At 60.5% G+C, this 12,489-nt stretch carries 10 protein-coding genes; 6 read left to right on the plus strand and 4 right to left on the minus strand.

Features of this window, described 5'->3' with window-relative positions:
* The first annotated feature begins 29 nt into the window (after window positions 1–29).
* Window positions 30–512: a hypothetical protein gene (locus tag ACR0I7_RS11380; RefSeq protein WP_480511056.1), complete on the plus strand. Its 483-nt coding sequence runs from the start codon at window positions 30–32 to the stop codon at window positions 510–512.
* 286 nt (window positions 513–798) lie between these two features.
* On the opposite strand, the gene ACR0I7_RS11385 is transcribed toward ACR0I7_RS11380, so the two are convergent.
* Complete coding sequence (locus tag ACR0I7_RS11385) at window positions 799–1,908, minus strand: pyridoxal phosphate-dependent aminotransferase (RefSeq protein ID WP_480511058.1); 1,110 nt, start codon at window positions 1,906–1,908, stop codon at window positions 799–801.
* Between the two features lie 92 nt (window positions 1,909–2,000).
* Here ACR0I7_RS11385 and ACR0I7_RS11390 point away from each other — a divergent pair, with 92 nt between their 5' ends.
* From ACR0I7_RS11390 to ACR0I7_RS11400, 3 genes are all read left to right on the plus strand, one after another.
* Window positions 2,001–3,071: an SMP-30/gluconolactonase/LRE family protein gene (locus tag ACR0I7_RS11390; RefSeq protein ID WP_480511059.1), complete on the plus strand. Its 1,071-nt coding sequence runs from the start codon at window positions 2,001–2,003 to the stop codon at window positions 3,069–3,071.
* 63 nt (window positions 3,072–3,134) lie between these two features.
* A complete protein-coding gene (locus ACR0I7_RS11395) occupies window positions 3,135–3,917 on the plus strand; it encodes a crotonase/enoyl-CoA hydratase family protein (protein ID WP_480511061.1) in 783 nt (260 codons plus the stop codon).
* Window positions 3,914–4,285, plus strand: coding sequence for a VOC family protein (locus tag ACR0I7_RS11400; RefSeq protein WP_480511062.1), 372 nt, complete (start codon window positions 3,914–3,916; stop codon window positions 4,283–4,285). Before ACR0I7_RS11395 ends, ACR0I7_RS11400 begins: the two co-directional genes overlap by 4 nt.
* Here the strand turns inward: ACR0I7_RS11400 and ACR0I7_RS11405 are convergent.
* From ACR0I7_RS11405 to ACR0I7_RS11415, 3 genes are all read right to left on the minus strand, one after another.
* A complete protein-coding gene (locus ACR0I7_RS11405) occupies window positions 4,282–4,614 on the minus strand; it encodes a DnaJ family domain-containing protein (protein ID WP_480511064.1) in 333 nt (110 codons plus the stop codon). The genes ACR0I7_RS11400 and ACR0I7_RS11405 overlap by 4 nt on opposite strands.
* Window positions 4,615–4,653: 39 nt before the next feature.
* Window positions 4,654–5,817, minus strand: coding sequence for a benzoate/H(+) symporter BenE family transporter (locus tag ACR0I7_RS11410; RefSeq protein WP_480511066.1), 1,164 nt, complete (start codon window positions 5,815–5,817; stop codon window positions 4,654–4,656).
* Between the two features lie 132 nt (window positions 5,818–5,949).
* Window positions 5,950–9,000, minus strand: coding sequence for a valine--tRNA ligase (locus ACR0I7_RS11415; RefSeq protein WP_480511068.1), 3,051 nt, complete (start codon window positions 8,998–9,000; stop codon window positions 5,950–5,952).
* 140 nt (window positions 9,001–9,140) lie between these two features.
* Between ACR0I7_RS11415 and ACR0I7_RS11420 the strand changes: the two genes are divergently transcribed.
* Together ACR0I7_RS11420 and ACR0I7_RS11425 are read left to right on the plus strand one after the other, a co-directional pair.
* The gene (locus ACR0I7_RS11420; RefSeq protein WP_480511070.1) at window positions 9,141–11,432 is read left to right on the plus strand and encodes a xanthine dehydrogenase family protein molybdopterin-binding subunit; all 2,292 of its coding nucleotides are present in this window, start codon (window positions 9,141–9,143) and stop codon (window positions 11,430–11,432) included.
* On the plus strand, window positions 11,410–12,486 hold the full coding sequence (locus tag ACR0I7_RS11425; protein ID WP_480511072.1) for a DUF2235 domain-containing protein: 1,077 nt from the start codon (window positions 11,410–11,412) through the stop codon (window positions 12,484–12,486). The genes ACR0I7_RS11420 and ACR0I7_RS11425 overlap by 23 nt, the downstream gene beginning before the upstream one ends.
* Window positions 12,487–12,489 lie beyond the last annotated feature (3 nt).

A 12,489-nucleotide genomic window follows, 5' to 3' on the forward strand; every position in this document is an offset into this window, starting at 1 on the left:
TACTTCTGAGCAGCGCGCCAGCTTTGGCGATGGCACAGGCGCCGTATCCAAATTCAGTGGCTTCAAACGACCTGGATTTTATCCTGTCAAATGATCCCGGGGCCTGTTGGACCATCTCAGAGAATAGTGGCGGTCGGACTGAAATGTATGACCCACGGCGCGACGTTCTTTTTGTCGAAGGCGCGTCGCATTTCGACGTGAGCTACCCCGATCAGAAAATTCGGATCAATGTCCACCCTGATGTCAGAAACCCACAGCAAAGCGTCTTGGCCGCAGCGACTTCGGTATCCAGATTGCCTATCCCGATGAGGGCTGCGTTAAAATATGTGAATATTCTCGATGGTGACGGGAACGCGTGGGCCGAGGATCGCGGGCGGTTTTTCACGTTATACGACGGTCTTATCGAGCGTAGGTTGGCCGAGCATGACCTCGATGAAACGGTATTTCATGAAACCGCGCACATCGCCTTGGATCCGCTCATTTCAAGCGATCCAGACTGGCAGAAAGCTTAGGCTTCGGACGGCGGTTTTGTCACAACTTATGCCGCTGAAAATCCAAACAAGGAAGACATCGCCGAAAGCGCCCTGTTCGCGTGGACGATGATCTATCATCCGGGTCGTTTACCTGCAGGGGTCGAGAGTGCTGTTCGCCGGATCATGCCGAACAGGTTGGAATATCTGGGAAACATGTTGCAGGGCTACGAACCGCCCGCGTGCCCGTCTTATGGCTGTTCTCAATCATTGGAACCTGGTCATAGTGCTTGCCTGAACGGGTGGTAGGCAATCCTCTTGGTTTCGGTCAACCCGCACGCGCCGTTGCAAGTGCCTGCGGCAAAGCCTTGGCAAACGCCTCCAAGTCAGTCTCGGAACCACAACTCACACGGATGCAGCGGTTTTGGGGGGCTGCAAACGGCATGCGCACAAAGATACCTTGTGCGGTTAAGGCGTCCAGAACAGCTTTGGCAAACGCAACATCGCGCCCGCAGTCGATTGCTACGAAATTGGTGGCCGAGGGCAGAGGGGTCAGCCCGTTTTCTGACGCGATCTCGCTGATGCGCTTGCGGGCCTCAGTGATCTGTTGCTGCACCTGTGCCAGCCAACCCTGATCCTGCAGCGCCGCCAGCGCGCCGGCTTGTGCCGCGCGGTTCATGCCAAAATGATTACGAACCTTATTGAAAGACGAAATCAACTCGGGCGTCCCAATCGCATAGCCAACGCGCGCGCCTGCCATGCCGTAAACCTTTGAAAAGGTGCGCATTCGGATCACGCGCGGATCATCTGCGGCGACCGGCGCGGCGGTGCCGTCCGGTGCGCATTCCACATAAGCCTCGTCCAGAACCAGCAAGCAGCCCTTGGGCAGAGCGTCCATCGCCGCGACGATATCTGCCCCGGAATGCCAACTGCCCATCGGGTTGTCGGGATTGGCCAGATAAACCAGTTTGGCATCCACCTCTGCCGCTTTGGCAAACAGCGCGTCCGGGTCCTCATGGTCATCGCGATAGGGCACCTTGTGCAGCACCCCGCCAAACCCGGCGACATGATAGTTGAAGGTTGGATAAGCTCCGTCCGAGGTTACCACCGCATCGCCTGGCCCGATCATCAACCGCACCAGATAGCCCAGCAACCCGTCGATCCCTTCGCCCACCACGATATTCTCGGGCGCGATCCCATGGAAATCGGCCAACGCATGGCGCAGATCGTGGTTTTCTGGATCGCCATACATCCAGATGTCAGCCGCCGCCCTCTGCATCGCCTCTACGGCGCGCGGGGACGGGCCAAAGATGCTCTCATTCGCGCCCAGCCGCGCCACAAACGGCGCGCCGCGCTGGCGTTCCTGTGTTTCGGGCCCCACAAAGGGCACGGTTGCAGGCAGGGATAAAGCAAGCGGAGTGTATCGGGGTCCAGTCATGGGCGCAGATAATCGCAAGCCTGTCCCTTGGGCAAGCCTTGCGCGATGCCACGTTCGGCGGCAGTCTGCGATCAGACTTGGCCGGAGGTTCCATGCGCATTCTTCTGATCCTGCTCGTGATCGGGCTCGCCTATCTGATGTTATGGCCCGTCCCGGTCGCTCCGGTTGCTTATGACCCGCCTGAACCGCCCGGATTTACCGGTGATTTCGTGGAGAACAGTGAATTGGACAAACTTCAGCTGATCACCCTGCCGGATGGAGAGATCGGCCCCGAAGACATCGCCATATTGCCCGATGGTGCGGTTTATACCACCAGCCTCTTGGGGAAACTCTACCGGATTGACGGCGACACACCGCAAGAGATCGACGATCTGGGCGGGCGCCCGCTGGGCCTGAGGGCGGGGCCGGATGGCGTGTTGTATATCGCCGACAGTTTTCGCGGTCTGATGCGCTGGACCGGGCCGGGCACGCTGGAAACGCTGGTGGCCGAGATAAACGGCGAACCAGTGATCTATGCCAACAACCTTGATGTGGCGCGGGATGGCACGGTCTATTTCTCGAACTCGTCTGACCGGTTTGACCCCGAGACGATGGGGGGTACCAAACCCACCTCGGTCATGACGATTTGGGAGCAATCGCCCACCGGCTATGTCGCCCGCTACACGCCTGACGGTAAAACTGAGAAAGTCGCCGAGGGTTTTGTCTATACCAATGGGGTCGCACTTTCGCCGGACGAAGACTTCCTGCTGATCGCTGAAACCGGGCGGGCACGGGTACACAAACACTGGCTGACCGGCCCCAAGGCGGGGGAAACCGAACTGTTTCTCGATAACCTGCCGGGCTATCCGGATAACCTCAAGGCACAGGGCGATGGCACCTACTGGATGGCGTTTGCCAGCCCGCGTGTTCCGGCGGAAAAGCTGATGCCCTATCCGTTTCTGCGCAAGGTGATCTGGAGGCTGGGTCCGATGGTGCGGCCTGCACCGATCCATCGCGGCATGGTGGTTCAGTTCGACGGCGACGGCACCGTCCTGCGCACCCTGCAGGACCCTGATGGACGTCTGGGCATCACCACCAGCAGCCAGATTGCCGAGGATCAGTTCTATGTAATGACGCTCGATTCCCCGTGGTTTGGACGGTTGCCGGTGTCGCAGCTGCCCTGACGTCGCGGTGGCGCGGGCCACCGGGGCAGGGCAATATCGAAGAAACAGTTTCAGGAGGCCTGCATGGCGCGCGTATCAGTCGACTATAGGGACCACATCGCTCATGTCACGCTGACGCGCGGCGACAAGATGAACGCGCTGGATGACGCGATGATCAAGGCCATCCTGTCCGCCGGGGCCGAGGTCGCCGCCTCGGACGCCCGCGCCGTGGTCCTGTCGGGCGAGGGCAAGAGTTTCTGCGCCGGGCTAGACATGGCCAGCTTTGCCTCGATGGCCCACACAGACCCGACCGAGTGGCTGATGGCCCGTAGCCATGAGGATGCCAATGAGATGCAGGAACTGGCGTTGGTCTGGCGGCGCGTCCCTGTGCCGGTGATCTGTGCCATTCAGGGCGTGGCTTATGGCGGTGGGCTGCAGATCGCTTTGGGGGCTGATATCCGCATCGCGCATCCCGAAAGCAAATTGGCGGTGATGGAGATGAAATGGGGCATCATCCCTGATATGGGCGGAATGGTCCTGCTGCCTCGACTGGTGCGCTCGGACGTGCTGCGCCTGTTGACATACACCGCCCGCCCCATCGGAGCCCCACAGGCGGCCGAATGGGGGCTGGTCACCAAACTCTCAGACGATCCGCTGACCGAGGCATGGGCGCTGGCCGAGGACATCGCAGGCAAAAGCCCCTCAGCCATCCGCGCCGCCAAGCGTCTGATTGAAGTGGCTGAAAGCAAATCCCGCGCCGAAGTTCTGTTGGAGGAATCCGCTGAACAAATCGAACTGATCGGCAAGCCTGATCAGATGGAAGTCGTGATGGCCCAAATGCAGGGCCGCAAGCCCGAGTTCAAATGACGTCGGTGGCGATCACGCGGATCATCCTTTATACCAAGCGTATCGACGAGATGGTGCGCTTTTATGAGGAACACTTCGGCTATGCCGCTCGGCAAGCGGCAGGTGATCGCATTATCGAGCTTGTTCCACCCGCCGGAGGAGCACATCTGTTGCTGCATCCAGCCGCCAAATCCGCGCGCGAAGGGCAGGCTGCTGTTAAACTGGTTTTTGATATAGAAGACGTGACGGCTTTTTGCGCCCGAGCAGCAGAAAATGGACTGAGCTTCGGCACTATTCATCAGGCGGACGGATATGAGTTCGCCAACGCGAAAGATCCGTCAAAAAACTCAATTTCAGTGTCCAGCCGGGCTTTTGCTGATTTAAGCTAGCGCATAAACGCCCGCCGCGCATCGCGGGCCATGTTGTATCGCATCTCAAGCTCGGCGATGCCCGCCATCGCCACCTTACGATCCTCGGGATCGGTAAGGATCGCATAAGCCTTGCGCGCGGCATCCAACTGTTTCTTGATATCAAACTCTTCGGGCAAAACTCCGGCCTGGGCCATGATCCGGTGACCGGCTGCCAGGGCTGGATCGGTCTGCGCCTCGGACGAGCGGTCTGGCAGCGGGTGGCCTTCGCCCTCCAGCCCCTCCAGCTGACCCTCGGCCTGCGCCTTCTTGATCTGGTGTTCCACCAGTTTGCCAAATGATCTCAGCATAGACCAAACATACGCTATCGGCGTATCTCGCGAAAGCGTTCAGCGCATGCGCTTGCCCACAACGTAAACAAGCCCGCCAACGACCAGCCCCCAGACGGCTGCCCCGAGCCCAAAGGTTGTGATGCCCGATGCGGTTATTGCAAAGGTCAGTACGGCGGCTTCACGCTCTGCCGGAACCTCTAGCGCGGCGAAGGTGGCGTTGGCCATCACGCCGATCAGCGCGACGCCTGCCAGAGTACCCATCAGCAGAGGATCGGCATGGGCGGCAAAGCTAGTGATGGCGATGGCGAAAATGCCGAACAGGCAGTAAAACACGCCCCCCATGATCGCTGACCAATAGCGCAGCGCAGGGTCGGGGTGGCTATCCTCGTTCGAACACATCGCAGCGGTGATCGCTGCAAGACATGTCGCCGGCGCACCAAATGGAGCAGACAATATGCTGGCCCCACCCACGGCAGAGAACATCTTGCCCGCGTCAGGCGTATAGCCAAAGCTGCGCATCACCGCGATTCCGGGGATGTTCTGCGTGGCCATCGTCACGATGAACAGGGGCAGGCCGATCCCGATGGCTGAGGCCAGTGAAAAGCTCGGCATGGTCCAGACCGGGGCTGCAATCAACTGCTCGGGTTTGATTGTGCTGTCACCGGCATTCAGGATGACGACGATGGCTGCAGCCACCACCGCCGCTGGAACCGCCACCAGCCGGTTGATCCGGCCTGCGATGAACCATGTCAGTATAACCGGCAGCGCTTGCCAGGGCAGTTCAACGGCCGCTTTGAACGGCACGATGCACAAGGGAAGCAAGACACCGCCCAGCATGGCCTGCGCCAGAGTGGTCGGGATTGCCGCTGCCAGCCGCCCGAGTGGCCGCCAGAGCCCGGCAATCACTGTCAGCGCTCCGGCGCAGAGAAACGCGCCAACTGCGCCCGAAAACCCGTTGGCAGGTGTGGCAGAGACGGCCAGTAGCGCAACGCCCGGTGTCGACCACGCCACGCTGATCGGCAGCTTGTACCAAAGGCTAAGGACAATCGCTGCCAGCCCCATAGCAACCGCTGCCATCATCAGGCCGGATGCGGATTCTGCCGCCGAGGCGCCCATCGCGTTCAGTCCCTGCAGGACAATCGGGAACGAGCTGAAGAAACCAACGACAGCCACTACCAGGCCGGTGGATACGGTCTGCATCGGGGGGAAAGCGCGCGCCATCACAGCCTCAAGGTTGTTTCCTGAGATTGCTAGCAATCGCAAGCCGCTGCGAACAAGGTAAAAAACGTCACCCCAACAAGAAAACCCGCCGGTTTGGACCCGACGGGTTTTGCAGTTTTCTTAAAGGCGCGATCAGGCGATTTCCGCCAGACGCTCCAGAGCTTCGTTCAGCTTCGCCTCTTCTTCCTCGCGCGCGGCAAGGTTGGCTTTGGCTTCCGCAACAACTTCTTCCGGGGCCGAGGCCACGAATTTGGGGTTGTTCAGCCGTCCGCGCAGACCGCCGAGTTCCTTGGCCAGCTTGCCCTTGGCTTTCTCCAGCCGCTCTTTTTCTGCGCCGATGTCGATGATATCGGCCAGCGGCAGCCCGAAGGACGCGCCGGGGGCCGCGATCGAGATCGTCCCTTTGGGCAGTTGATCTGCCGCTGTCAGGCTGTCGATCCGCGCCAGACGTTTGATCAGGGCCTCATTGCGATCCCAAGCAGCCTTGCCGTGGTCGTCGATCTCGGTCACCAGCATCGGCACATACAGCCCCGCAGGCACCCGCATCTGCGCGCGGGCCGAGCGGGTGTTTTCGATCACCGAGATCACCCAGTTCATCTCACGATCTGCCTCTGCATCCACCAGTTCAGTGCCATAGGTCGGCCAGTCGGCGTGGACGACCATTTCCGCGCGGTCGCCGGTCAGGCCCCAGAGTTCCTCGGTGATGAAGGGCATGATCGGGTGTAGCAGGACCATGCACTGATCCAAAACCCAGCGCATGGTGGCGCGGGTTTCGGCCTGCGCCTTGGCGTCATCGCCCTGCAGCAGGGGTTTGGACAGTTCCACATACCAGTCGCAGACCTTGCCCCAGACAAAGGCATAAAGCCCGTTGGCCGCGTCGTTGAAGCGATAGCTTTCCAGCGCTGCGTCGACCTCTTCCCGCACGCGGGCGGTTTCGCCGATGATCCAGCGATTCACGGCCGCCTTGGGTTTCAGGTCAGCGACATCCAGATGCGGCACGGCGTCGGTGAAAACCTCATTCATCTCGGCAAAACGGACGGCGTTCCAAAGCTTGGTGCCGAAGTTGCGATAGCCGGTGATGCGCTCGCGGGACAGTTTCAGCACACCGCCAATCGCCGCCATTGAGGCGTTGGTGAAGCGCAGCGCATCGGCGCCGAATTCGTCCACGATCTCCAGAGGGTCGATGACGTTGCCGGTGGTCTTGGACATCTTCTTGCCCTTCTCGTCACGGACGAGCTGGTGCAAGTAGACGGTGTGGAACGGGATCTGATCGACCACAGCCAGTTGCATCATCATCATCCGGGCGACCCAGAAGAACAGGATGTCGAAGCCGGTGATCAGAACGTCCGTGGGGAAGTAGCGTTCCAGTTCTTCGGTCTGTTCGGGCCAGCCCAGCGTGCCGATAGGCCAGAGACCGGAGGAGAACCACGTGTCGAGGACGTCGGGGTCGCGGCGCAGGTACACCTTTTCAAGGTTCACTGAATCCGTAGTAGCAACAAATTCGTAGCCGCCTTCACCAAACTCCAGCTCGACGTCTTGACCGTAGTACTCATGTGCTTTGGCAAGGACTTCTTGTTCGTTAGCCCCGCAGAACGCGATCTGCTTGACCTTGGCTTTGTCGAACGGATCTGGAAGTTCCTTTTCAGGCCCATACCAAACCGGAATCTGATGTCCCCACCAAAGCTGGCGCGAGATGCACCAGGGCTCGATGTTTTCCAGCCAGTGGTAATAGGTCTTCTCGCCCGCCTCGGGGATGATCTTGACCGTACCGTCCTTGACCGCGTCCAGCGCGGGGCCGACGACCTTTTCGGCGTCAACGAACCACTGATCGGTGAACATCGGCTCGATGACGACTTTTGAGCGGTCGCCGAAAGGCTGCATGATCGGTTTGCTCTCGACCAGCGGCACCAGTTTATTCGCGCCTTCGTGATCGGGTTTCAAGGCGGTCGATCCCAGACGCGGATCATCCGCGCGGGTCATGACCGCCAAACCGTCACTAGTGATCTCTTCGACCACTTTCGCCCTTGCCTCGAACCGGTCGAGGCCACGCAGGTGATCGGGGATCAGGTTGATCGCGTCGATCTCGTTTTCAGTGAACTCTTTGCCGCGCGCGTATTCCTGCGCCTTGCCCGCCTCTTCGGCGTAGGGCGCGCCATCCGCCCGCATCGCGCCTTTGGTGTCCAACAGGCGGTACATCGGAATGCCGCCGCGTTTGGCAACCATGTTGTCGTTGAAGTCATGCGCGCCGGTGATCTTCACCGCGCCCGAGCCGAAATCGGGGTCGGGGTAGTCATCAGTGATGATCGGAATCTGGCGGCGGTGTTCTTTCGGGCCAACCGGGATCTCGCAGAGTTTTCCAACAATTGGCGCGTACCGCTCGTCCGAGGGATGCACCGCAACCGCGCCGTCGCCCAGCATGGTCTCGGGCCGCGTGGTGGCAATCGAAATATAGTCGCGCTCTTCCTCAAGCACGATATTCCCGTCCTCGTCTTTTTCGACGTAAGTGTAGGTCTCGCCGCCCGCCAGCGGGTATTTGAAGTGCCACATATGGCCCGCAACTTCGATATTCTCGACCTCGAGGTCTGAGATTGCGGTCTCAAAATGCGGGTCCCAGTTGACCAGACGCTTGCCGCGATAGATCAGGCCCTTTTCGTACATATCGACGAAGACTTTGATGACCGCATCGTGGAAATTGGCCGAATTCTCATGACCCGTACGCGGATCGCGCGGCGCGCCCGCCATGGTGAAGGCGTTGCGCGACCAATCACAGGACGAGCCCAAACGTTTCAACTGCTCAATGATCGTGCCGCCGTATTCGCCTTTCCATTCCCAGACCTTGTCCAGAAATGCCTCGCGTCCCAGCTCGCGCCGACCGGGCTGCTGGGTGGCCGCCAGCATCTTTTCCACCTGCATCTGGGTGGCAATGCCCGCATGGTCCTGACCGGGCTGCCAAAGCGTGTCGAACCCGCGCATGCGGTGCCAGCGGGTCAGGATATCCTGCAGCGTGTTGTTGAACGCATGACCCACGTGCAAAGCACCTGTCACGTTGGGCGGCGGGATCATTATGGTAAAGCTTTCGTCGCGCGAACGGTTCGCGCCTGCCTTGAAGGCTCCGGCCTGTTCCCAGGCCTCGTAGATGCGGGCCTCGGCCTCGGCCGCGTTGAATGTCTTTTCCATCGCCATGGGATGCGTCCTGCGTCATCGAATTGAAGGTCAGCGCCTGCAATATCGTAAGGACTACCAAAGGGGAAGGGTCTGCGCGCTCTGGACATCTGCAAGCTGCAGACTAGTGTCGCCCTCTGAGGCAGCCAAAGGATCATCCCATGGAAAAGTTCGGCAAAAGCCAGCCCGTTAAACGGACCGAAGATCAGCGGTTTCTGACCGGGCAGGGCAAGTATATGGATGATGCGGTGCCCTCCGACGCGCTGCATGCGGTGTTCTTTCGCAGCCCGGTTGCCCATGCGGATATCACTGGGCTGGATCTCGATGAGGCGCGCAATGCCGAGGGTGTGCATCTGGTCATGACCCTTGATGATTTGCAGGCCGCAGGCGTCGACACGGGGATGAGCGCAACCATCATGACCAATCGCGACAACAGCAAAGGTGCAGCCCCCACCCGGCACATGCTGGCCAGCGGGCGTGTCCGCTTTGTCGGCGAACCGATTGCCATGGTGGTGGCCGAAACGCCCGAACAGGCCCATGACGCGCTGGAGCTGATCTGGATGGACACCGAGGACCGCCCCGCCAAGCTGGACCTTGGCCCCGGCGGCGAGACGCTGCACCCCGAGGCCCCCGACAATCGCGCCTTTGACTGGGGTATGGGAGATGAACAGGCGACCGAGGCCGCCTTTCAGGCCGCCGCGCGCACCGTCTCGCTGGATGTCTATGACAACCGGGTCATCGTGAATTCCATCGAACCCCGCGGCTGTCAGGCAAGCTGGGCCGAGGGTCGGCTGCATTTCTCCTATGGCGGGCAGGGCGTCTGGGGGATGAAAGATGAACTGGCGAAAAAACTTGTGCTTGAGGCAGATACCATTCGGGTGACAACCCCGGATGTGGGCGGCGGGTTCGGCATGAAGGCGATGCCCTACCCCGAATACTTCCCGGTGGCTGTTGCGGCGATGAAACTGGGCCGTCCAGTGCATTGGATGTCAGGCCGGACCGAGGCGATGTTGTCCGACCATCATGGCCGCGATCTGACCTCGCTGGCCGAACTGGCCTTTGATGCAGATAACAAGATCACCGCTTACAGGGTCCACAGCAAGGTCAACCTTGGTGCTTATAACAGCCACTTCGCGCAGGCGATCCAGACCAGCCTGTTCAGCAAGGTTCTGATGGGGGTCTACGACGTTCAGACCACCTATCTGCGGGTCGAGGGGTTCTATACCAACACCACGCAGATCGACGCCTATCGCGGTGCCGGCCGGCCTGAGGCGATCTATGTCCTGGAACGGGTCATGGACCGCGCCGCGCGCGAGCTAGGTGTTGATCCGTGGGAGCTGCGGCGCAGGAACTTCATCCGCCCCGATGCCTTCCCGTATGTCTCGGCCACGGGTGAGACCTATGATGTGGGTGATTTCAACATGGTGCTCAGCCGCGCGGGCGAGTTGACCGAGGGCTTTGCAGCCCGCAAGGCCGCCGATGCGGACCGCGGCCTGATCCGGGGTCAGGGGCTGTGTTACTATATCGAAAGTATTTTGGGTGATCCTACCGAGGGCGCAAAGGTCGAGTTTTGCGAGGATGGCAGCGTGAACCTCTATGTGGGCACACAATCGAACGGGCAGGGGCATGAGACGGTCTATGCCCAGTTCCTGTCGGATCAGACGGGTATCCCCGCCGACCGGATCACGGTGGTGCAGGGTGACAGCGACCGGATGGCACAGGGCGGCGGCACTGGCGGGTCGCGCTCGGTTACGGTGCAAAGCAACGCGACGCTGGCGACCGTGGACAGGATGGTTGCCGCATTCACGCCTTATCTGGCCGATAAGATTGGGGTCGAGGAGGCGGATGTGACCTTCGACCATGAAACCTTTCGCGCGCCGGGGTCGAACCTGACGCCAACCCTGATCGAAGCGGCTGATATGGCCCGTGCCGACGGGCGCACCGATCTGCTGCTGCATCAGGCGCGGGTGACGCTGGATGCGCGCAGCTATCCGAACGGGGCGCATGTTGCCGAAATCGTTATCGATTCTTACACTGGCGAAACGCGAGTTGACCGCTATACGGTGGTTGATGATTTCGGCAACCTTATCAACCCGATGCTGGCCGAAGGGCAGGTGCATGGCGGGGTGGTGCAGGGCATCGGCCAGGCGCTGAATGAACACGTTGTGCATGATGCGGACGGGCAGCTGCTCACGGCAAGTTTCATGGACTATGCCTTGCCCCGCGCGGGTGACGTACCCATGATTAAGTTTACCTCGGCGCCGGTTCCGTCAACCGCCAACCCGATGGGGATGAAAGGCTGTGGCGAGGCAGGTACCGTGGGTGCGCTGGCCGCTGTATCGAACGCGGTTCAGGATGCGCTCTGGGATTACGGGGTGCGGCAGGCTGATATGCCTTTCACACCGCAGAAAGTTTGGGAATTGCTTAAGGATGGTACTGTCACGGCTCACTAAGAAAGTTCTGGGATGGCTTGGACGGCCGCTGCGGTCCGAGCATTCTGCCGAGACGCGCCATCGCGAACCGATCAGCCATGTCATCATCCTTGACGGCACCATGTCGACACTTGAACCCGGTTATGAGACCCATGCCGGACTGACCTACCGCATGATGTGCGAAATGGGCAGCAAGGTCTCGGTCTTCTACGAATCCGGCGTGCAGTGGGAGAGCTGGAAGACCACGCTGGATGTGCTGATGGGGCGGGGCATCAACCGTCAGATACGCCGGGCCTATGGCTATCTGGCATCCCGCTATAAGCCGGGGGACCATATCTATTTCATCGGCTATTCACGCGGCGCTTACGGTGTCCGCAGTCTTGCCGGGGTGATCGACGCCATTGGTCTGCTCAAGGCTGAACACGCCACTGAGCGCAATATCAAACAGGCCTACCGTCACTATGAATGCAACGCCAGTGGCGATGCTGCGGCGGTTTTCCGTCGGGAATTCTGCCACGAGGATGTCGCCATCGAAATGGTCGGCGTCTGGGATACGGTCAAGGCGCTGGGCCTGCGTCTGCCGCTGCTCTGGCGCTGGGCCGAGGAACGCCACGCCTTCCACAACCACCAGCTTGGCCCCGCCACCCGCCACGGCTATCACGCCATGGCGCTGGACGAGACCCGCGAAGTGTATGAGCCGGTACTCTGGGCCTGTACCCCCGATTTCAAGGGCCATATCGAGCAGGTCTGGTTTCGCGGCACACATGGCGATGTCGGCGGCCAACTGAACGGGTTCGAACAGGCCCGCCCCCTCAGCAACATCTCCCTGATCTGGATGCTGGACAAGGCCGAGTCGCACGGCTTGTCGCTGCCCGATGGCTGGCGCGACCGCTTTCCAACCGACACATCCGCGCCTTCCGTCGGTACGTGGCGCGGCTGGGGAAAGATTTTTCTGCTCCGCAAGCATCGCAAATTAGGCAAGGACCGATCCGAGCGCTTGCACGTCTCGGTGTCGCCGGACGAGTTGCCTCGCTGGGTGCCGATGCCCGACCCGCCATCACATCCGGCTCAGTAGTGT

Source organism: Ruegeria sp. AM1, from assembly GCF_056540745.1.

Excerpts from the sequence above, each read along its gene's own strand:
- ACR0I7_RS11380 (WP_480511056.1), top strand. The coding sequence starts at position 30 with ATGGCACAGGCGCCGTATCCAAATTCAGTGGCTTCAAACGACCTGGAT.
- ACR0I7_RS11385 (WP_480511058.1), bottom strand. The coding sequence starts at position 1,908 with ATGACTGGACCCCGATACACTCCGCTTGCTTTATCCCTGCCTGCAACC.
- ACR0I7_RS11390 (WP_480511059.1), top strand. The coding sequence starts at position 2,001 with ATGCGCATTCTTCTGATCCTGCTCGTGATCGGGCTCGCCTATCTGATG.
- ACR0I7_RS11395 (WP_480511061.1), top strand. The coding sequence starts at position 3,135 with ATGGCGCGCGTATCAGTCGACTATAGGGACCACATCGCTCATGTCACG.
- ACR0I7_RS11400 (WP_480511062.1), top strand. The coding sequence starts at position 3,914 with ATGACGTCGGTGGCGATCACGCGGATCATCCTTTATACCAAGCGTATC.
- ACR0I7_RS11405 (WP_480511064.1), bottom strand. The coding sequence starts at position 4,614 with ATGCTGAGATCATTTGGCAAACTGGTGGAACACCAGATCAAGAAGGCG.
- ACR0I7_RS11410 (WP_480511066.1), bottom strand. The coding sequence starts at position 5,817 with ATGGCGCGCGCTTTCCCCCCGATGCAGACCGTATCCACCGGCCTGGTA.
- ACR0I7_RS11415 (WP_480511068.1), bottom strand. The coding sequence starts at position 9,000 with ATGGCGATGGAAAAGACATTCAACGCGGCCGAGGCCGAGGCCCGCATC.
- ACR0I7_RS11420 (WP_480511070.1), top strand. The coding sequence starts at position 9,141 with ATGGAAAAGTTCGGCAAAAGCCAGCCCGTTAAACGGACCGAAGATCAG.
- ACR0I7_RS11425 (WP_480511072.1), top strand. The coding sequence starts at position 11,410 with ATGGTACTGTCACGGCTCACTAAGAAAGTTCTGGGATGGCTTGGACGG.